This is a genomic window from Chromobacterium alkanivorans (genome assembly GCF_016937655.1).
GTDB lineage: Bacteria > Pseudomonadota > Gammaproteobacteria > Burkholderiales > Chromobacteriaceae > Chromobacterium > Chromobacterium alkanivorans.
The window spans coordinates 90672-110474 of record NZ_JAFHKL010000012.1 but is presented as its reverse complement, the minus strand read 5'-3'; the positions used below and the strand labels follow the sequence as shown (position 1 = coordinate 110474).

Below are 19803 nucleotides of genomic sequence, written 5' to 3'. Positions count from 1 at the left end.
AGGCGCATGGGCGTTCTGAACGCAAGGCTTCTCGACGCTAGGCGGACTTTGAACAGCTTCTCAGTCGCGGGACTTCCCAAAGGGAAGCCCGCCATGGCGGCTTGCCGCCTTTTCTGTTCGCCATGCTGGTCATGGCCGTCTGGAGGTGAACCCGAATTGAAACCGCTGAAGCTTGTCCTATTGTCCTCCGTCCTGTCGTCCGCCGTCTGGGCCGGCCCCAAGGACGTCTTGCACATCTATAACTGGAGCGGCTCGCTGTCGGACGCCATCCTCCGCCAGTTCGAGAAAAGCTGTGATTGCCGCGTGGTGCAGAACTACTATGGCGACAACGAGGAAATGCTGGCCAAGCTGGCGGCCGGGGCCAAGGGCTACGACATGGTGTTTCCGTCCAGCTTCGTGATCGAGGCGATGAGCAAGCAGAAGCTGCTGCAGCCGCTGGACCACGCCAAACTGCCGAATCTGAAGAATGTCGACCCGGCCTATCTGTCCCAGAGCTACGATCCGGGCAACCGCTACACCGTGCCCACGGTGCTGTCGCTGACCTCGGTGGGCTACAACGCGGAGCGCCTGCAGAAACTGGGCATAGACCCGCACAGCTGGTCGGTGATCTTCGATCCCAAGGTGCTGCAGAAGATCAAGGGCAAGGTCACGGTGCTGGACAGCTCGCGCGAGGTGTTCGCCGCCGCCTTGTTCTATCTGGGCAAGAACCCCAACACCGCCAGTCAGGCCGACTACCGCGCGGCGCAGGCGGTGATCAAGCAGGCCAAGCCCTACTGGGCCACCTTCTCCAACGCCAGTTATCTGAAAGAGCTGGCGGTGGGCAATATCTGGGTGTCGCTGGGCTATTCCACCGAGTTCTTCCAGGCCGCCGAGGACGCGCGCCAGGCCAAGCGCCGCTTCCGCGTCGCCAACGTGGCGCAGAAGGAAGGCAATGAGCTGGGCGTGGACACCATGGCGGTGCTGGCCAGCGCCAAGCGTCCGGACCTGGCGCATCAGTTCATCAATTTCATGCTGGACGGCAAGAACGCCGCCCAATTGACCAATCTCAACGGCGCCACCAATCCGGTCAAGACCGCCGCGCCCTTTTTCCGCGCGGATCTGAAGGCCCATCCGGTGATAGATCCGACACCGGACACCGTGAAAAAATGGACGGTGTTGCGCGAACTGAAGCCGGCGGAGCGGCGCTCGCTGGCGCGGATGTGGACGGAAGTGAAGGTCAGCCGTTAAGCTTGTTTTGAGCAAAGTCTGCTGCGCGTCGGCGATACGGCGTTGAAAACGGCTTCGAAATGCTCATGTACCACGTGTACATTCCGCTTTCTCAGCCGTTTTCGCCTTGTCTCGCTCTAGCTCGCTAGACTTTGAACAGGCTCTTAGCATTTGAGCAAAGTCTGCCGCGCGTCGTGAGAGGTGGCACGGTGAGTACAGCTTCGAAATGCTCATGTACCTACTTGTACATTCCGCTTTCTCAGCTGTTTTCGCCTTGTCTCGCTCTTGCTCGCGAGACTTTGAATAAGTTCTTATACTTATGTCCGCAGCCCCGGCGTCGTCGGGGCTGCGTCGCATTCGATGGAGTTCTCATGTTCGATAAATTAGTGATGGCCAGCAACAACGCCGGCAAGCTGAAGGAATTCTCCTCGCTGCTGGCGCCGCTGGGCATACAAGTGATTCCTCAGGTGGAGTTGCAGGTGCCGGAATGCCCGGAGCCGCACCACACCTTCCTGGAAAACGCGCTGGAAAAAGCGCGTCACGCCAGCCGCATGACCGGCCTGCCGGCGTTGGCCGACGATTCCGGCATCTGCGTCGAAGCGCTGTCCGGCGCGCCGGGCGTGTATTCGGCCCGCTACGCCGGCGAACCCAAGTCCGACGCCGCCAACAACGCCAAGCTGGTGGCCGCGCTGCAGGGCGAGGCCAATCGCCGCGCCTGGTATTACTGCGTGCTGGTCTTGGTGCGCCACGCCGATGATCCGCAGCCGCTGGTGGCGGACGGCATGTGGTTCGGCGAGGTGCGCGACGAGGCGGCCGGCGCCGGCGGCTTCGGCTACGACCCGCATTTCTGGCTGCCGCAGCACGGCTGTAGCGTGGCCGAGCTGGACGCGGCGGAGAAGAACCGCGTCAGCCACCGCGGCCAGGCGCTGCAGGCGCTGCTGGCCAAGCTGCGCGCGCTGGCATGAAGCCCTTGCGTCCGTTCGGCGCGCGGCAGGAGCCACAAGGAGCCGCGACGTGCAGGTGACCAAGATTTCGCTGTCCGCGCTTGGGCGGGGCGGGCAAGTCGGCTTGAAAGAGCTGCCGCCGCTGTCGCTGTACATCCACTTCCCGTGGTGCGTGCGCAAATGCCCGTATTGCGACTTCAACTCGCACGAGCCCAAGAACGGCTTCGACGAGATGGCCTATGTCGACGCCTTGCTGCGCGATCTGGAGTTCAGCCTGCCCGAAGTCTGGGGCCGTCCGCTGAGCAGCATCTTCATGGGCGGCGGCACGCCCAGCCTGTTTTCGCCGCAGGCGATGGACGCGTTGCTGGCCGGCGTGCGCGCGCGCATGCGGCTGCAGCCGGACGCGGAAATCACCATGGAGGCCAACCCCGGCACCTTCGAGGCCGAGCGCTTCCGCGGCTACCGCGAGGCCGGCATCAACCGCCTGTCCATCGGCATCCAGAGCTTCAAGCCGGCGCATCTGCAGGCGTTGGGCCGCATTCACGACGGCGAAGAGGCGCGCCGCGCCATCGACATCGCGCTCAGCCACTTCGACAACGTCAATCTGGACCTGATGTACGCGCTGCCGGGGCAGACCCTGGACGAGGCGCTGGCCGATCTGGACACCGCCTTGTCCTACGGGGTCACCCATCTGTCCGCCTATCATCTGACGATAGAACCCAACACCCTGTTCGCCGTGGAGACGCCGCGCAATCTGCCGGACGACGAAGTGTCAGCCGACATGCAGGAGGCGATCGAAGCCCGGCTTGCCGCCGCCGGTTTCGAGCACTACGAGACCTCGGCCTTCGCGCTGCCGGGCCGCCGCGCGCGGCACAATCTCAATTACTGGCAGTTCGGCGACTATATCGGCATCGGCGCCGGCGCCCACGGCAAGATCAGCAGCCATGCCGGCATCGTCCGCCAGATGCGCCACAAGCAGCCGGCCGCCTATCTGAAGGCGGTGGCCGACGGCGCGCCCTTGCAAAGCAGCCGCAAGGTGACGCGCGACGAACTGCCCTTCGAATTCATGATGAACCTGCTGCGGCTGACCGAAGGCTTCGAACTGCGCCTGTTCCAGGAACGCACCGGTCTGCCGCTGTCCGGCATACAATCCGCGTTGACGCAAGCCGAGGCGCAAGGTCTGATAGCGCGCGACGCCGCGATGTTGCGGCCCACGCTCAAGGGCCAGCGCTTCCTCAATGATTTATTAACCCTGTTCCTGAAAGAAGGAGATGAATAATGGCTAAGGAAATCATCCACACCGATCTGGCCCCGGCCGCGATCGGCGCCTACTCGCAAGCCGTGAAAGCCGGCAACACCGTTTACCTGTCCGGCCAGATCCCGCTGGACCCGGCCACCATGTCCGTGGTGGACGGCGGTTTCGCCGCTGAAACCCATCAGGTGTTCAAGAACATGAAGGCGGTGTGCGAAGCCGCCGGCGGCAGCCTGGACCAGATCGTCAAGCTCAACGCCTATCTGACCGACCTGTCCAACTTCGCCACCTTCAACGAAATCATGGGCCAGTACTTCAGCCAGCCCTTCCCGGCGCGCGCCGCCGTGGGCGTGGCCAGCCTGCCCAAGGGCGTGTTGGTGGAGGCGGAAGCGGTTCTGGTGCTCTAAGAACCTGTTTACGACCTGCTGCGCGTCGGCGATACCGCGTTGAAAACAAACTCAAAATGCTCATGTACCACCTGTACATTCCGCTTTTTCGCTTGTTTTCGCCTTGTCTCGCCTTTGCTCGCGAGATCGTAAACTAGGTTCTGAGCAGCCCTGCTGCTCCAAATGTCAGACCACAAGGCGGCCCAGGCCGCCTTTTTTCATGTTAACTATCCGGGTCGTTCATCTTCGCCGCGGAGGCCGCATGAGAACCCGGATCGCGTTATTGCTATTGCTGCCGGGCCTGGCCTGGGCCCAGGTTTACAAATGCCGGAACGCGGAAGGCGGGCTGGTCTACAGCGACCGGGCCTGCGCCGACGGTGGTGCGGCGGAAGCGTTCCGGCCGCCGCCGCTGAATGTGGTGGAACAGGACGAGCGCCAGCGCCGCGGTGTGGCCGAATCTCAGGCCCGCAGCTGGCGGCGGGCCGCCGACGAGGCGACTGAGGACAGGCGGCGCCAGGCGCAGCGTCGCCGCGCCGAGCAAGCGCAGGCGCGGGAACTGGACAAAGCGCGCCGCCGCTGTCATGGTCTGGAGCTTCAACAGCGGCGCTTGCGGCAGTCCTTGGCCGCCACGCCGGCCAGGAGATCCCTGGCCGAGCGTCTGGCCGGTGTCGAAGAGAAACTGGCCGCGGCGGCGTGTCATCAATTCCAGGAGGGGGCATGAGCGGGTATTCGTTCGAATTGGTCAATGTGTTCGCCGAGGAGCGCTTCGGCGGCAATCCGCTGGCGGTGTTCACCGACGCCAGCGGGCTGGACGAGCGCGTGATGCAGCTGTTGGCCAGACAGATGAATCTGTCGGAAACCGTATTCCTGTTTCCGGACGGGGAGGCGGCTGCGCGGCTGCGCATCTTCACCCCCGGCCAGGAATTGCCCTTCGCCGGCCATCCCACTCTGGGCGCGGCGGCGGTGCTGCACTGGCGCGGCGAGCTGGACGCCCGCTTCCAGCTGCGCACCAAGGCCGGCCTGATTCCCATCAGCCACAGCGACGGCGTTTACACCTTGCGGGCGAATCCGCCGAGCGCCCGCGCCGCCGGTATCAGCCGCGGCCAGGCGGCGGCGATGCTGGGGCTGGACGAGGAAGACATCGCGCTGGAGCCGGTCTGGGTGGACACCGGCAGCGAGCAACTGCTGATCCGCGCCGCCAGCGCCGGCGCGGTGTTGCGCGCCCGGCCGGTGCACGCCTTGCTGCTGCGCGACGCCACCTTGCGGCCGGGGCGCAGCGTCGCCTATCTGTGGCACGAGGACGGCGGCGTCGCCACCGTGCGGCTGTTTTTCGAGCAACAGGGCGCGGTGCTGGAAGACCCTGGCACCGGATCGGCCTGCGCCAATCTGGGCGGCTGGTGCGCGCTCAACGGCCTGGGACCCTTGCAGTGGCGGGTGGAGCAGGGCGCGGCGCTGGCGCGGCCCAATGTGCTGCATCTGCAAGTGGACGCCGCAGGCGAGATTCTGGTGGGCGGGCGGGTGTTGCGGATAGGACGCGGCGAGATCTCGCTGTGAGTTGCATCGTCCTTCGTTTCCATTCTTGACGACGGCATTGGCTGTTGGCATCCTAGAGCCGCTGCTCCAAACCAACGTTTCTTTTCGGCGCGCCGGCGGTTCCGGGGCGGCGTTCAGATAATTACAAGGCCGCTGCGGCCGCCCGTTCGCGGCGCGGCCTCGCGGTCCGACTCGCGAGGAAATCAAGATGAGCAAATTCGCCAAAGCCGCCTGCCTGGCGTCCGTGTTGGGCCTGTTCAGCCACATGGCGCTGGCCGACAGCGCCGCCGGCGTCTGGAAAACGATAGACGACGAAACCAAGCAGGCCAAGGCCCTGGTGCAGATCACCGAAAGCGCCAGCGGGGAGCTGAACGGCAAGATCATCAAGCTGTTCGCCAATCCGGAAGCCGTGTGCGACAAATGCGACGGCGAGCGCAAAGGCAAGCCGGTCAACGGCATGCAGATCCTGTGGGGCCTGAAGAAGGACGGCGCCGAATGGGGCAACGGCAAGATCCTGGATCCCAAGTCCGGCAAGATCTACACCTCCGGCGCCAAGCTGGTCGAAGACGGCAAGAAGCTGCGCGTGCGCGGCTACATCGGCCCCTTCTTCCGCTCCCAGGTGTGGGAGCGCCAGTAAGCGGCGCAGCCGAGACGCGGCGAGAATGAGCAAGGCGGAAGCGCGAACAGCTTCCGCCTTTTTCTTTATTGGGTACAATCGCTGCTGATGAGCTCCCTAATCGACCCCGCCAATCAGCCGCCGGCCGTGGCGCCGGCGCTGGCCAAGAAGCTGGAAAAGCTGGGCATACGCCGCCGTTTCGACCTGGTCCTGCATCTGCCGCTGCGCTATGAGGACGAGACCCATCTGTACGCCATCGCCGACGCGCCGTACGGCCAGGCGGTGCTGGTGGAGGGCGAGGTGATCGCCCATGAAATCCAGTTCCGGCCGCGCCGCCAGCTGGTGGCGCGCATCGAGGACGCCAGCGGCAGCCTGGTGCTGCGCTTCATTCATTTCTACCCCAACCAGGTCAAGCAGTTCACCACCGGCAACCGCGTGCGCGCGCTGGGCGAAATCCGCCGCGGCTTCGCCGGCGACGAGATGGTGCACCCCAAAATCCGCGAAGTGGGCGACGGCGCGCCGCTGGCGGACAGCCTGACCCCGGTCTATCCCACGGTCAACGGCCTGACCCAGCCGGCGTTGCGCAAGCTGATCCACGCCGAACTGAACAGCCAGCCCTTGGGCGAGACGCTGCCGGAAGAACTGGCGGCGCCGCTGCGGCTGACGCCGTTCGCCGAGGCGATCCGCCTGCTGCACCTGCCCACGCCGGACTACAGCGCCGGCCAGCTGGCCGATCCGGGCCTGCCGGCCTGGCAGCGGCTCAAGTTCGACGAATTGCTGGCGCAGCAGCTGTCGATGCGGCTGGCTTATCGCGCGCGGCGGCTGGGCCACGCGCCGCCCTTGCGCGGCGACGGCGCCTTGAGCCGGGCGCTGGCCGAGCGCCTTCCGTTCGAGTTGACCGGCGCGCAGCAGCGCGCGCTGGCGGAAGTCCGCGCCGATCTGACCCAGCCGCACCCTATGCACCGGCTGCTGCAAGGCGACGTCGGCAGCGGCAAGACCATCGTCGCGGCGCAGGCGGCCTTGACCGCGATCGAGTCCGGCTACCAGGTGGCCTTGATGGCGCCGACCGAGATCCTGGCCGAACAACACTTTCTCAAGCTGTCCGCCTGGCTGGAGCCCTTGGGGGTTCCGGTACGCTGGCTGACTGGCAGCCTGCGCAAGAAGCAGAAGCAGGAGGCGATGGCCGCCATCGCCAGCGGCGAGACGCGGCTGGCGGTGGGCACCCACGCCCTGTTCCAGGACGAGGTGGCCTTCGAACGGCTGGGCCTGGTCATCGTCGACGAGCAGCACCGCTTCGGCGTCGGCCAGCGGCTGGCGCTGAAGGAGAAGGGCGGCGAGCCGCATCAGCTGATGATGTCGGCGACGCCGATTCCGCGCACGCTGGCGATGAGCTTCTACGCCGACCTCGACGTGTCGGTGATAGACGAACTGCCGCCGGGGCGCACGCCCATCGTCACCAAGCTGATCAACAGCGCGCGCCGCGAGGAGATCGTCGCCCACGTGGCCAAGACCTGCGCCGACGGACGGCAGGCCTACTGGGTGTGCCCGCTGATCGAAGAATCGGAAACCCTGCAATTGCAGACCGCGGTGGACACCCATCAGCAACTGACCGCCGATTTGCCGCAACTGGGCGTGGGCCTGGTGCACGGCCGGATGAAGGCGGACGAGAAGGCGGCGGTGATGGCGGCCTTCGCCCGCAATGAATTGCAGGTGTTGGTGGCCACCACGGTGATCGAGGTGGGCGTGGACGTGCCCAATGCCAGCCTGATGGTGATCGAGCACGCCGAACGCATGGGTCTGGCCCAGCTGCATCAGCTGCGCGGCCGGGTGGGGCGCGGCAGCGCCAAAAGCGTCTGCGTGCTGATGTTCGACAACCCGCTATCGGACTTGGCCAAGGCGCGCTTGAAAGTGATATACGAGAATGTTGATGGTTTCGAGATCGCGCGCCAGGATTTGCTGATCCGCGGCCCTGGAGAATTGCTGGGCGCGCGCCAAAGCGGCCTGCCGATGCTGCGCTTCGCCAATCTGGAGGAAGACCTGGAGTTGCTGGAGGCGGCGCGCGAGCTGGCGCCCTTGCTGCTGGAGCGCCACCCGCAGGCGGTGGACGCTCATCTGGATCGTTGGCTGGCGGGGCGGGAGCAGTTTCTCAAGGCTTGAGAACTTTTGGACAGGGCAAAAAAAAGCGCCTCGGCTGGGGGGCTGAGGCGCAAAGGGATTGCTGCAAACAACAAAGGAGAAACCATGATGAAGCGAGCAAATATTAGCAATTTATAAAATATTGGCACAAGCAATCCCGGCTCAAAGCTTGACCCAGGTCAATCGAAAATTTTCCGCCGGAAAATGCCAAAAGAAAAAGCCACCGCGATGCGGTGGCTTTGGCTTTTCCGGCAGCCTTGAAGAGGCTGGGCAGATTGTTGTTACAACCAGAGCGAGGCGATGTAGTACAAGCCGCCCGCCAGCAACATCGACACCGGCAACGTGAACAGCCAGGCCAGCGCGATCGAGCGGATGGTGGACATCTGCAAGCCGGCCTTGTCGGCCACCATGGTGCCGGCCACGGCGCTGGACAGCACCTGGGTGGTGGACACCGGGAAGCCGAACTGGCTGGCGAGGCCGATGGAGATGGCGGCGGTCATCTGCGCCGACACGCCCTGGGCGTAAGTCATGTCTTTCTTGCCTATGCCTTCGCCCACGGTCTTCACCACGCGGCGCCAGCCGACCATGGTGCCGATGCCCAGCGACAGCGCCACGGCGACGATCACCCAGGTGGGCGCGTATTCGGTGGTGGTGGTCAGATCCTTGCGCAGGTTCTGCAGCATCTGCTTGTCGTCGGCGGACAGCTTGGGCAGCGCGGAGGCCTTCTTGGCGGCGTCGTCCAGGCACAGCAGCTCGGTGCGCACGTTCCAGCGTTGTTCCGAGCTCAGCGCGTGGTAGTCGCCGCCGTCGCCCATGGTGGCCAGCAGACGCTTGACGGTGTCGCCGGTTTCCAGCGGATGGCATTCGTACTGGCTGGTGCCCTTGGACGGCACGATGATCTTGCTCAGTTCGACTTGATGACGCTCGTAGAACTTCTGCAGGTGAATGGCGGCGTCGCGGGTGCGGTCCAGCTGGTAAGGCGTGCTGTCCAGGTCCAGCACGAATTTGGCCGGCACGATGCCGATCAGCACCAGCATGATCAGGCCGACGCCTTTCTGGCCGTCGTTGGAGCCGTGGGCGAAGCTGACGCCCATGGAAGACACGATCAGCATGAAGCGGGTCCAGAACGGCGGATGCTTGCGGCCTTCCACCTGCTGGCGCTGATAAGGGGTCTTGTGCACATTGCTGTGCGGCCGGTAGCGCCGCAGCAGGACGACGATCAGCGCGGCGAGCAGCGCGCCCACCAGCGGCGAGGCCAGCAGCGAGGCGCCGACGTCGATGGCCTTGCTCCAGTTGATGCCGTGGGACAGCGAGGTGCCGTGGATCAGGCTGTTGGCCACGCCCACGCCCAAGATGGCGCCGATCAGCGTGTGGCTGCTGGAGGCGGGCAGACCGAAGTACCAGGTGCCCAGGTTCCAGGCGATGGCGGCGGTCAGCAGCGCGAACACCATGGCCATGCCGCGGGTGGTGTTGATCGAGATCAGCAGGTCCACCGGCAGCAGGTGCACGATGGCGTAGGCGACGGCGAGGCCGCCGGTGATCACGCCGAGGAAGTTGAAAATGCCGGAATAGAACACCGCGAGGCGCGGTTTCATCGACTGGGTATAGATAACGGTAGCCACCGCGTTGGCGGTGTCATGAAAGCCGTTGATGAACTCAAAGGCGAGCACGAAGCCCAGGGAAAGCACCAGGGTGATGGCGACGTGGGTCTCTAGCCCGGAAAACAGGTCCAACATGGTGAAATGTGCACGCAGTATCGTAAAGGCGGGATTGTTGTGTCCAAGGCCAATGCCGTCAAGTACTTATAAAAAAAAAATAAATGGTGTCGCATTTGCCGGAAAACCGCGTGGAATCGCCTTGACAGACCGCTTGCGGAGACCGGCCGATTTAGGCGGTTTTTTGCCGCCGTCATGCGCTTTTCCGCGCCCGCGAACGCCAAAAGCCGTCATGCCGGAAACGGTCATGACGGCGGTCTGCAAAGCGGGGCGGAATCAGCCGAACTTGCCGGTGATGTAGTCCTCGGTGGCCTTCTTCTGCGGCGTGGTGAAGATGGAGTCGGTGTCGCCGAACTCGATCAGTTCGCCCAGATACATATAGGCGGTGTAGTCCGACACCCGCGCCGCCTGCTGCATATTGTGGGTGACGATGGCGATGGTGTAGTCCTCTTTGAGCTCATGGATCAGCTCTTCGATGTGGGCGGTGGAAATCGGGTCCAGCGCCGAAGTGGGCTCGTCCAGCAGCAGCACTTCCGGCTTGGAGGCCACCGCGCGCGCGATGCACAGCCGCTGCTGCTGGCCGCCGGACAGCGAGTTGCCGGACTGCTTGAGCTTGTCCTTGACCTCGTCCCACAGCGCGGCCTTGCGCAGCGCCCATTCCACCCGGTCCTCCATCTCGCCCTTGGACAGCTTTTCGTACAGCTTCACGCCGAAGGTGATGTTGTCGTAGATCGACATCGGGAACGGGGTGGGCTTCTGGAACACCATGCCCACCTTGGCGCGCAGCAGATTGACGTCCACGTCGCGGCCCAGGACGTTGTGGCCGTCCAGCAGGATGTCGCCTTCGGCGCGCAGGCCGGGGTAGAGCTCGTACATGCGGTTGAAGGTGCGCAGCAGCGTGGATTTGCCGCAGCCGGACGGGCCGATGAAGGCGGTGACCTTGCGCGAGGCGATTTCCAGCTGGATGTTCTTCAGCGCGTGGAAATTGCCGTAAAAGAAGTTCAGATTCTTGACCTGAAGCTTGGAGTGGATTTCAGCCATGGTCTGCAAGCCTTAATGCGATTGGTTTTTTTGGCTGCCCATCCAGCGGGCAACGATGTTCAGCGTCAGCACGCTGAAGGTGATCAAGAGGGAGCCGGCCCAGGCCAGCTTGTGCCAGTCCTCGTACGGGCTCATCGCGAACTGGAAGATCACGATGGGCAGGTTGGCCATCGGCTGGTTCATATTGCTGTTGAAGAACTGATTGTTCAGCGCGGTGAACAGCAGCGGCGCGGTTTCGCCGGATATGCGCGCCACCGCCAGCAGGATGCCGGTCAGCACGCCGGCCTTGGCCGAGCGCAGGGTGACGTGCAGGGTGACCTTCCACTGCGGCGCGCCCAGCGCCGACGCGGCTTCGCGCAGGCTGCCCGGCACCAGGCGCAGCATGTTTTCGGTGGTGCGCACCACCACCGGGATCACCAGGATGGCCAGCGCGAAGGAACCGGCCCAGCCGGAGAAATGGCCGACCGACACCACGTAGACCTCGTAGATGAACAGGCCGATGACGATGGACGGCGCGGACAGCAGGATGTCGTTGATGAAGCGGGTGGCTGGCGCCAGCCAGCCGCGCTGGCCGAACTCGGCCAGATAGATGCCGGCCAGGATGCCTATCGGCGTGCCGAACAAGGTGCCGAAGCCGGTCATCATCAGGCTGCCGTAAATGGCGTTGGCCAGGCCGCCGCTGCTGCCCGGCGGCGGGGTGCTGGAGGTGAACACCTCCCAGTTGAGCCCGGACAGGCCGTGCTGCAACAGGGTGGTCAGAATCCAGAACAGCCAGAACAGGCCGAAGGCCATGGTGAACATCGAGGCGCCCATATTGACGCGGTTCACCAGCCGGCGGCGGCGGTAGACGCTGCTGTCGGCTTTGGCGGCGAGGGCGGACTGGGGCGGGCGCAGGGCGGAATTCATAACAGTTTGGCTCATGCGGTTAGCGTCTCTCATGCTCAGGAAGGACGACCTTCCTGTTTCTTCAGGCGCAGCAACAGCAGTTTAGAACACGCCAGCACCACGAAGGTGATGAAGAACAGAATCAGGCCCAGTTGAATCAGGGAGGAGAGATACAGCTCGCCGTTGGCCTCGGCGAACTCATTGGCCAGCGAGGAGGCGATGGAATTGCCCGGCTCGAACAGGCCGGCGGCGAAGCGGGTGGAGTTGCCGATGACGAAGGTCACCGCCATGGTCTCGCCCAGCGCGCGGCCCAGGCCGAGCATGATGCCGCCGACCACGCCGGTCTTGGTATAGGGCAGCACCACGTAGCGCACCACTTCCCAGGTGGTGGAGCCCAGGCCGTAGGCGGACTCCTTCAGCATCACCGGCACCACCTCGAACACGTCGCGCATCACCGAGGCGATGAAGGGGATGATCATGATGGCCAGGATCAGGCCGGCGGTGAAAATGCCTATGCCCATCGGCGCGCCCTGGAACAGCACGCCCAGCAGCGGCACCTCGCCCAGGGTGTCGATCAGCAGCGGCTGCACGTGGTCGGCGAAGATGGGCGCGAACACGAACAGGCCCCACATGCCGTAGATGATGGACGGAATGCCGGCCAGCAGTTCCACCGCGATGCCCAGCGGCCGCTTCAGCCAGGTGGGGCACAGCTCGGTCAGGAACAGGGCGATGCCGAAGCTGACCGGCACGCCGATCAGCAGGGCGATGAAAGAGGTGGCCAGGGTGCCGAAGATGGGCACCAGCGCGCCGAACTTTTCATTGACCGGGTCCCAGTCGCTGGTGACCAGAAACTTGAAGCCGAAGGCGTGAATGCTCGGCAGCGCGCCGATCAACAGCGAAATCAGAATGCCCACCAGCAGCGACAGCACCAGGAAGGCGAAAAAACGGGTGACCCAGCGGAACAGATTGTCCAGCAGCAGCTGGGTTTTGATTTGCTGCGGATTGCTCAACTTTTGCATATGCATGCTCATTTATCAGACAAAAAGCCGGGGAGGGCATCCCCGGCCGCTTGCGTGCATTGTATGCGGCTCAGTTCCACACCGGCTTGCCGCCGTTGTCGGCAATCTGCTTCCAGTTGGCGCGGATCACGCCCTTGATCGCGTCCGGCATCGGGATGTAGTCCAGATCCAGCGCGGTCTTGTCGCCGTTCTTGTAAGCCCAGTCGAAGAACTTCAGCACCTCGGCGCCCTGCGCCGGCTTGTCCTGTTTCTTGTGCATCAGGATGAAGGTGGCGCCGGCGATAGGCCAGCTGTCCTTGCCCGGCTGGTTGGTCAGCAGCAGGTAGAAGCCCGGCGCTTTTTTCCAGTCGGCGTTGGCGGCGGCGGCCTTGAAGCTGGACTCGTCCGGCTTGACGAAGCTGCCGGCCTGGTTCTGCATCAGGCCGAAGGCCAGTTTGTTCTGCTTGGCGTAGGCGTATTCCACGTAGCCGATCGCGCCCTTGATGCGGGTCACGTAGTTGGCCACGCCTTCATTGCCCTTGCCGCCCACCGGGTTGCCTTTCCAGCTGACCGCGGTATTGGAGCCCACTTCCTTGGCCCAGTCCGCGGACACCTTGGACAGATAGTTGGTGAAGATGAAGGTGGTGCCGGAGCCGTCGGAGCGACGCACCACGGAGATGCGCAGGTCCGGCAGCTTGACGCCGGGGTTCAGCTTGGCGATGGCCGGATCGTTCCACTTGGCCACCTTGCCCATGTAAATGTCGGCCAGCAGCGGGCCGGTGAACTTCACCTGCCCCGGGGCGATGCCGGGCACGTTCAACACCGGCACCACGCCGCCGATCACGGTGGGGAATTGGGTCAGGCCGGATTTTTCCAGCTCTTCCGGCTTCAGCGGCATGTCGGAGGCGCCGAAGTCCACGGTCTTGGACTGGATCTGCTTGATGCCGCCGCCGGAGCCGATGGACTGGTAGTTCAGATTGTTGTTGGTGCCGGCCTTGTAGGCGGCGGCCCATTTGGCGTACAGCGGGTACGGGAAGGTGGCGCCCGCGCCGGTGATGTCGGCGGCCACGGCCGCGCCGGACAGGCAGACGGAACCCAGTACAAACGATGCGGCCAGACGAACAGACTGTTTCATGCCTACTCCTGAGAATGGATGAGGTGCGTGGTGATGGGCGCATGCTAAGGCTGAAATTTTTCAGGAATATTACAAGTCGTGGAAACGGCTTCGTTTGCGGACAATCAATGTCAGCCGGATGCCGGTTTGAGCCAAGCAGGCGGCTGCGGATATAATCGGCCGATATTCAAGATCGCAGGAGACGGACATGGCCGGCAAGCTGGTGATTGGCAACTGGAAGATGAATACCCGCGCCGACAGCGCGCAGGCGCTGCTGCGGGCGCTGCTGGCGGACGAGGCGAGCAACCGCGACTGGGTCGGCGTGGCCGCGCCGGCGGTCTATCTGGCCGCGCTGGGCGAACAACTGCGCGGCCAGCCGCTGCGGCTGTGCGCGCAGGACGTCAGCGCCTTCGATCAGGACGGAGCCTTCACCGGCGAGACCTGCGCCGCGATGCTGGCCGACATCGGCTGCGGCTACGCCCTGGTGGGCCACTCCGAGCGCCGCCAGTACTTCGGCGAGAGCAACGCCGCTCTATTGAAGAAGATGCGCAACGCCATCGCCGCCGGCCTGGTGCCGGTGCTGTGCGTCGGCGAAACGCTGGAAGAGCGCGAAGCCGGCCGTCAGCAGGAGGTGATCCGCGATCAGCTTGCGCTTCTGTCCGAGATAGACCATGGTGAATACGTTGTGGCTTATGAACCGGTTTGGGCGATCGGCACCGGCAAGGTGGCGACCCTGGCGCAAATCGCCGAAATCCACGGCGCGATCAAAAATTGGTGCTTGCAAAACGTCAAGGCCTCCGATAATATTCGCGTCCTCTACGGCGGCAGTGTCAAGGCAGAGAATGCCGAAGCGATTCTGGCGACTGAAAATGTCGACGGAGCCCTTGTTGGAGGGGCATCTCTGGACGCCGGTTCATTCAGGGCAATTTGCCAAGCCGCAGGAAGATTGATATAGTATGGAACTAATTAAGACGCTTATTTGGATCGTAAATCTCCTGTCTGCAGGGACTATTATCGTGCTGGTTTTGATGCAGCACGGCAAAGGCGCGGACATGGGGGCGGCTTTCGGCAGCGGGTCTTCCGGTAGCTTGTTCGGCGCGTCTGGTTCTGCGAATTTCTTGAGTAGGACAACCGCTGTCGCAGCGGCCGTGTTCTTCTCGACTTCCCTTGCTCTGGTTTTTCTGTCTGGGGGCGGAAAAAGCGATTTGGGCGTAATGGGAACCAAGGTTGAACAGGTTGCACCGCAAATCCCGGCCGGTGTGCCTAGCGATAAAGCTTCGGGTACGACATCAAAAATACCGGAGTAACAATTAAAGCTTGCTGTGCCGACATGGTGAAATTGGTAGACACGCTATCTTGAGGGGGTAGTGGCGAAAGCTGTGTGAGTTCGAGTCTCACTGTCGGCACCACCATTCAAAAACAGGCCACCGGGACTCCGGTGGCCTGTTTTATTTGGAGCCAAAGGGGGGTGACCCCCTTTATTTCGTGGGGGTGTACGGGAAATGCTGCAAAATTACTTTCCCATTCTGCTGTTTGTCATGGTCGGACTGTTGGTCGGCGTAGGCCCAATTCTATTGGGCAAACTGCTGGCTCCCAATCGTCCCGATCCTGAGAAACTGTCTCCGTATGAGTGCGGCTTCGAGGCTTTCGAAGACGCTCGCATGAAGTTTGACGTCCGCTATTATCTGATAGCCATTCTTTTCATCCTGTTCGATCTGGAAGTGGCCTTCCTGCTTCCGTGGGCGGTGGTGCTGAAGGAGTTGGGTGGATATGGTCTGGGCGTCATGGTGGAGTTCCTGGGCATTCTGACCCTGGGCTTCGTCTACATGTGGAAAAAAGGAGCTCTGGAATGGGAGTAGAGGGTATTCTGGAGAAGGGGTTTGTCACCACGACGGCTGACAAGCTCATCAATTACACCCGAACCGGTTCGCTGTGGCCGATGACCTTTGGTCTGGCCTGTTGCGCGGTCGAGATGATGCACGCCGGCGCGGCGCGCTACGACCTTGACCGTTTCGGCATCGTGTTCCGTCCCAGCCCGCGCCAGTCCGATCTGATGATCGTGGCCGGCACGCTGTGCAACAAGATGGCCCCGGCCCTGCGCAAGGTTTACGACCAGATGGCCGAACCGCGCTGGGTGATTTCGATGGGGTCCTGTGCCAACGGCGGCGGCTATTATCATTATTCCTATTCAGTCGTGCGCGGCTGCGACCGCATCGTGCCGGTCGACGTCTACGTGCCCGGCTGTCCGCCAACTGCAGAGGCCTTGCTGTACGGCATCATTCAGCTGCAGAACAAGATCAAACGCACCAACACCATCGCCCGCTAAGGTAGAAACTTATGGCCTCCAAGAAAATGGAAGCGTTAGGGTCGGCTGTGCAGCAGGCGCTGGGCGACAAGCTCGTGCAAAGCACGCTGGCTCTGGAAGAGCTGACCATTGTATGCAAGGCGGCGGATCTGATCGCCGTGGCGACCACGCTGCGCGACCACGCCGACCTGTCTTTTGAGCAATGCATCGATTTGTGCGGCGTGGACTACAGCGCATACCGCGACGAGGTATGGGACGGTCCGCGCTTCGCCGTTGTCTACCATCTGTTGTCGGTCAAGCACAATCAGCGCGTCCGCCTGCGCGTGTTCGCCGAAGACGACGCCTTCCCGGTGGTCGCTTCGGTCGTCGGCGTCTGGAGCGGCGCCAACTGGTTCGAGCGCGAGGCGTTCGACCTGTTCGGCATCGTTTTCGACGGCCACCCCGACCTGCGCCGCATCCTGACCGACTACGGCTTCGTCGGCCATCCGTTCCGCAAGGACTTCCCGCTGTCCGGTCACGTGGAAATGCGTTACGACCCGACCCAACAGCGCGTGATCTATCAGCCGGTGACCATCGAGCCGCGCGAAATCACGCCGCGCATCATCCGCGAGGAGAACTACGGTGGCTGAAATCCGTAACTACACCCTCAACTTCGGCCCGCAACACCCGGCCGCGCACGGCGTGCTGCGCCTGGTGCTGGAACTGGACGGCGAAGTCGTCCAGCGCGCCGACCCGCACATCGGCCTGCTGCACCGCGGCACCGAGAAGCTGGCCGAGAGCAAGACCTTCATCCAGTCTCTGCCTTACATGGACCGTCTCGACTACGTGTCCATGATGTGCAACGAGCACGCTTACTGCCTGTCCATCGAGAAGCTGCTGGGCATCGAAGTGCCCGAACGCGCGCAATACATCCGCGTGATGTTCGCCGAGATCACCCGTCTGCTGAACCACCTGCTGTGGATAGGCGCGCACGGTCTCGACATCGGCGCGATGACCGTGTTCCTGTACGCCTTCCGCGAACGCGAAGACCTGATGGACTGCTATGAGGCGGTGTCGGGCGCGCGTCTGCACGCGGCTTACTTCCGTCCCGGCGGCGTGTATCGCGACCTGCCGGACAGCATGCCGCAGTACACCGTCTCCAAGATCAAGAACGCCCGCGAACTGGCTCGCCGCAACGAAGGCCGCCAGGGCTCGCTGCTGGACTTCATCGACGACTTCACCCAGCGCTTCCCCGGCTATGTCGACGAGTACGAGACTCTGCTGACCGACAACCGCATCTGGAAACAGCGCACCGTCGGCATCGGCGTGGTGACGCCCGAGCGCGCGCTGAACCTGGGTTTGACCGGCCCGATGCTGCGCGGCTCCGGCATTGCCTGGGACTTGCGCAAGAAGCAGCCCTACGACGTGTATTCCAAGCTGGACTTCGACATCCCGGTGGGCGTCAACGGCGATTGCTACGACCGCTACCTGGTGCGCGTCGAAGAGATGCGCCAGTCCAACCGCATCATCCGCCAGTGCGTGGAATGGCTGCGCAAGAACCCGGGCCCGGTGATCACCGACAACCATAAAGTGGCGCCGCCTTCGCGCGAAGGCATGAAGGCCAATATGGAAGACCTGATCCACCACTTCAAACTGTTTACCGAGGGCATGCACGTGCCGGAGGGCGAGGCCTATGTGGGCACCGAACACCCGAAAGGCGAGTTCGGCGTCTACCTGGTGTCCGACGGCGCCAACAAGCCGTACCGTCTGAAGATCCGCGCGCCCGGCTATGCCCACCTGGCGGCGCTGGACGAGATGGCCAAGGGCCATATGATCGCCGACGTGGTGGCCATCATCGGTACGCAGGATATCGTGTTTGGGGAGATTGACCGCTGATGCTGTCCGCTGAATCGCTAGCCAAAATCGATTGCGAAGTCGCCAAATATCCCGCCGACCAGAAACGGTCCGCGGTGATGGGCGCCTTGCGCATCGCGCTGACTGAACGTCGCGAAGCGGGCTCCGCTCCGGAGGAGCGTTGCCTGAACACCGAGGTGATCGAATTCGTCGCCAACTACCTGCAGATCCCGCCGGTAGCCGCTTACGAAGTCGCCACCTTTTACAATATGTACGACATGAAGCCGGTTGGGCAGTACAAGATCACTGTCTGCACCAACCTGCCCTGTGCCTTGTCCGGCGGCGTCAACGCCGCCGAGTACATCTCCCGGAAGCTGGGCATCGCCATCGGCGAAACCAGCGCCGACGGCAAGTTCACCTTGCTGGAAGGGGAGTGCATGGGCGCCTGCGGCGACGCGCCGGTCTTGCTGGTCAACAACCACAAGATGTGCAGCTTCATGACGCCCGAAGCAATCGATAAGAAACTGGCGGAGCTGAAATAATGGCAATCTTCGTCAATGGCGTGATTTTCGATGGCGTCGACACTTCCGATCCCAATTGCTGGCAGCTGAGCGCCTATGAGGCGCGCGGCGGCTACCAGGCGCTGCGCCGCATCCTGGACAGCAAGATGGCCCAGGAAGACGTGATCGCCGAAGTGAAGAACTCCGGCCTGCGCGGCCGCGGCGGCGCGGGCTTCCCCACCGGTCTGAAGTGGAGCTTCATGCCCCGCTCCTTCCCGGGCGACAAATACGTCGTCTGCAACACCGACGAGGGCGAGCCGGGCACCTTCAAGGACCGCGACATCCTGCGCTTCAATCCGCATTCGCTGATCGAAGGCATGATCATCGCCGGCTACGCGATGGGCACCAAGGCCGGCTACAACTACATCCACGGCGAAATCTTCGCCGAATACGAGCGTTTCGAAGAAGCGCTGGACGAAGCGCGCAAGGCGGGCCTGCTGGGCGAGAACATCCTGGGCTCCGGCTTCAACTTCGACCTGTTCGCCCATCACGGCTACGGCGCCTACATCTGCGGCGAGGAAACCGCGCTGCTGGAATCGCTGGAAGGCAAGAAGGGCCAGCCGCGCTTCAAGCCGCCGTTCCCGGCCAGCTTCGGCCTGTACGGCAAGCCGACCACCATCAACAACACCGAATCGTTCGCCTCGGTGCCCTTCATCATCCGCGACGGCGCGCAGCCTTTCCTGGAAAAGGGCAAGCCGAACAACGGCGGCACCAAGCTGTTCTCGGTATCCGGCCACGTCAACCGTCCGGGCAACTACGAGATTCCGCTGGGCACCCCGTTCTCCGAGCTGCTGGAAATGGCCGGCGGCATGCGCGACGGCAAGAAGCTCAAGGCGGTGATCCCGGGCGGCTCTTCCGCGCCCATCCTGCCCGCCGACGTCATGATGCAATGCACGATGGACTATGACAGCATCGCCAAAGCCGGCTCGATGCTGGGTTCCGGCGCCGTCATCGTGATGAACGAAGACGTGTGCATGATCAAGGCGCTGGAGCGTCTGGCCTACTTCTACCACGAAGAATCCTGCGGCCAGTGCACGCCGTGCCGCGAAGGCACCGGCTGGCTGTACCGCGTGATCCATCGCATCGCCAACGGCCAGGGCCGTCCGGGCGATCTGGAGCTTCTGGACTCCGTGGGCAACAATATGGCGGGCCGCACCATCTGTGCGCTGGCCGACGCCGCCGTGTTCCCGGTTCGCAGTTTCACCAAGCATTTCCGTCACGAGTTCGAGTACGCGATCGAACACGGAAAGACCTTGGTGGACCACAAATGGTGTTGAGC

The 19803-nt window shown here is 63.2% G+C and carries 22 protein-coding genes and 1 tRNA gene; 17 read left to right on the top strand and 6 right to left on the bottom strand.

From position 1 onward, the window contains the following. Nucleotides 1-180: 180 nt before the first annotated feature. The 8 genes from JW897_RS19650 to recG all read left to right on the top strand — a co-directional run bounded on the left by JW897_RS19650 (nucleotide 181) and on the right by recG (nucleotide 8094). Nucleotides 181-1227, top strand: a complete 1047-nt coding sequence (locus JW897_RS19650) for an ABC transporter substrate-binding protein (RefSeq protein ID WP_240352302.1) — start codon at nucleotides 181-183, stop codon at nucleotides 1225-1227. A 350-nt stretch (nucleotides 1228-1577) separates the two neighbouring features. Beyond that, nucleotides 1578-2171 (top strand): RdgB/HAM1 family non-canonical purine NTP pyrophosphatase, encoded by a 594-nt coding sequence (gene rdgB / locus JW897_RS19645; RefSeq protein WP_205467343.1) that lies wholly within the window; start codon nucleotides 1578-1580, stop codon nucleotides 2169-2171. Between the two features lie 49 nt (nucleotides 2172-2220). Continuing rightward, complete coding sequence (gene hemW, locus JW897_RS19640; protein WP_205467342.1) at nucleotides 2221-3429, top strand: radical SAM family heme chaperone HemW; 1209 nt, start codon at nucleotides 2221-2223, stop codon at nucleotides 3427-3429. Further along, nucleotides 3429-3809 (top strand): RidA family protein, encoded by a 381-nt coding sequence (locus tag JW897_RS19635; protein WP_205467341.1) that lies wholly within the window; start codon nucleotides 3429-3431, stop codon nucleotides 3807-3809. Before hemW ends, JW897_RS19635 begins: the two co-directional genes overlap by 1 nt. Nucleotides 3810-4050: 241 nt before the next feature. Then, on the top strand, nucleotides 4051-4509 hold the full coding sequence (locus JW897_RS19630; protein WP_205467340.1) for a DUF4124 domain-containing protein: 459 nt from the start codon (nucleotides 4051-4053) through the stop codon (nucleotides 4507-4509). Beyond that, nucleotides 4506-5342, top strand: a complete 837-nt coding sequence (locus JW897_RS19625) for a PhzF family phenazine biosynthesis protein (RefSeq protein WP_205467339.1) — start codon at nucleotides 4506-4508, stop codon at nucleotides 5340-5342. Before JW897_RS19630 ends, JW897_RS19625 begins: the two co-directional genes overlap by 4 nt. A gap of 187 nt (nucleotides 5343-5529) precedes the next feature. Beyond that, nucleotides 5530-5958, top strand: coding sequence for a DUF2147 domain-containing protein (locus JW897_RS19620; protein ID WP_205467338.1), 429 nt, complete (start codon nucleotides 5530-5532; stop codon nucleotides 5956-5958). An 87-nt stretch (nucleotides 5959-6045) separates the two neighbouring features. Further along, complete coding sequence (recG, locus tag JW897_RS19615; protein ID WP_205467337.1) at nucleotides 6046-8094, top strand: ATP-dependent DNA helicase RecG; 2049 nt, start codon at nucleotides 6046-6048, stop codon at nucleotides 8092-8094. A 260-nt stretch (nucleotides 8095-8354) separates the two neighbouring features. Here the strand turns inward: recG and JW897_RS19610 are convergent, their stop codons facing one another. The 6 genes from JW897_RS19610 to pstS all read right to left on the bottom strand — a co-directional run bounded on the left by JW897_RS19610 (nucleotide 8355) and on the right by pstS (nucleotide 13847). After that, a complete protein-coding gene (locus JW897_RS19610; protein ID WP_048413395.1) occupies nucleotides 8355-9809 on the bottom strand; it encodes an inorganic phosphate transporter in 1455 nt (484 codons plus the stop codon). 66 nt (nucleotides 9810-9875) lie between these two features. Then, nucleotides 9876-10037, bottom strand: a complete 162-nt coding sequence (locus tag JW897_RS19605) for a hypothetical protein (RefSeq protein ID WP_156187790.1) — start codon at nucleotides 10035-10037, stop codon at nucleotides 9876-9878. 27 nt (nucleotides 10038-10064) lie between these two features. After that, nucleotides 10065-10829, bottom strand: coding sequence for a phosphate ABC transporter ATP-binding protein PstB (gene pstB, locus JW897_RS19600; RefSeq protein ID WP_043590752.1), 765 nt, complete (start codon nucleotides 10827-10829; stop codon nucleotides 10065-10067). Between the two features lie 12 nt (nucleotides 10830-10841). Beyond that, nucleotides 10842-11735 (bottom strand): phosphate ABC transporter permease PstA, encoded by an 894-nt coding sequence (gene pstA / locus JW897_RS19595; RefSeq protein ID WP_231589225.1) that lies wholly within the window; start codon nucleotides 11733-11735, stop codon nucleotides 10842-10844. Between the two features lie 35 nt (nucleotides 11736-11770). Continuing rightward, nucleotides 11771-12733, bottom strand: coding sequence for a phosphate ABC transporter permease subunit PstC (pstC, locus tag JW897_RS19590; RefSeq protein ID WP_205467336.1), 963 nt, complete (start codon nucleotides 12731-12733; stop codon nucleotides 11771-11773). A 70-nt stretch (nucleotides 12734-12803) separates the two neighbouring features. Further along, nucleotides 12804-13847 (bottom strand): phosphate ABC transporter substrate-binding protein PstS, encoded by a 1044-nt coding sequence (gene pstS, locus JW897_RS19585; protein ID WP_048413398.1) that lies wholly within the window; start codon nucleotides 13845-13847, stop codon nucleotides 12804-12806. 187 nt (nucleotides 13848-14034) lie between these two features. Here pstS and tpiA point away from each other — a divergent pair, with 187 nt between their 5' ends. The 9 genes from tpiA to nuoF all read left to right on the top strand — a co-directional run bounded on the left by tpiA (nucleotide 14035) and on the right by nuoF (nucleotide 19801). Then, nucleotides 14035-14781, top strand: coding sequence for a triose-phosphate isomerase (tpiA, locus tag JW897_RS19580; protein ID WP_205467335.1), 747 nt, complete (start codon nucleotides 14035-14037; stop codon nucleotides 14779-14781). 1 nt (nucleotide 14782) lies between these two features. Continuing rightward, the gene (gene secG, locus JW897_RS19575) at nucleotides 14783-15133 is read left to right on the top strand and encodes a preprotein translocase subunit SecG (RefSeq protein ID WP_048413399.1); all 351 of its coding nucleotides are present in this window, start codon (nucleotides 14783-14785) and stop codon (nucleotides 15131-15133) included. Between the two features lie 17 nt (nucleotides 15134-15150). Then, a tRNA-Leu gene (locus JW897_RS19570) sits at nucleotides 15151-15235 on the top strand. Between the two features lie 93 nt (nucleotides 15236-15328). Continuing rightward, nucleotides 15329-15685 carry an NADH-quinone oxidoreductase subunit A gene (locus tag JW897_RS19565; RefSeq protein ID WP_205467334.1) on the top strand — a complete coding sequence of 119 codons (357 nt, stop codon included), beginning with the start codon at nucleotides 15329-15331 and terminating at the stop codon, nucleotides 15683-15685. Continuing rightward, on the top strand, nucleotides 15676-16152 hold the full coding sequence (locus JW897_RS19560) for a NuoB/complex I 20 kDa subunit family protein (RefSeq protein WP_019103471.1): 477 nt from the start codon (nucleotides 15676-15678) through the stop codon (nucleotides 16150-16152). Before JW897_RS19565 ends, JW897_RS19560 begins: the two co-directional genes overlap by 10 nt. Before the next feature lie 11 nt (nucleotides 16153-16163). After that, the gene (locus JW897_RS19555; RefSeq protein ID WP_048413401.1) at nucleotides 16164-16760 is read left to right on the top strand and encodes an NADH-quinone oxidoreductase subunit C; all 597 of its coding nucleotides are present in this window, start codon (nucleotides 16164-16166) and stop codon (nucleotides 16758-16760) included. After that, the gene (locus tag JW897_RS19550) at nucleotides 16753-18006 is read left to right on the top strand and encodes an NADH-quinone oxidoreductase subunit D (RefSeq protein WP_048413402.1); all 1254 of its coding nucleotides are present in this window, start codon (nucleotides 16753-16755) and stop codon (nucleotides 18004-18006) included. Before JW897_RS19555 ends, JW897_RS19550 begins: the two co-directional genes overlap by 8 nt. Then, nucleotides 18006-18506 carry an NADH-quinone oxidoreductase subunit NuoE gene (gene nuoE, locus JW897_RS19545; RefSeq protein ID WP_205467333.1) on the top strand — a complete coding sequence of 167 codons (501 nt, stop codon included), beginning with the start codon at nucleotides 18006-18008 and terminating at the stop codon, nucleotides 18504-18506. The genes JW897_RS19550 and nuoE overlap by 1 nt, the downstream gene beginning before the upstream one ends. After that, complete coding sequence (gene nuoF, locus JW897_RS19540; protein WP_205467332.1) at nucleotides 18506-19801, top strand: NADH-quinone oxidoreductase subunit NuoF; 1296 nt, start codon at nucleotides 18506-18508, stop codon at nucleotides 19799-19801. The genes nuoE and nuoF overlap by 1 nt, the downstream gene beginning before the upstream one ends. Nucleotides 19802-19803 lie beyond the last annotated feature (2 nt).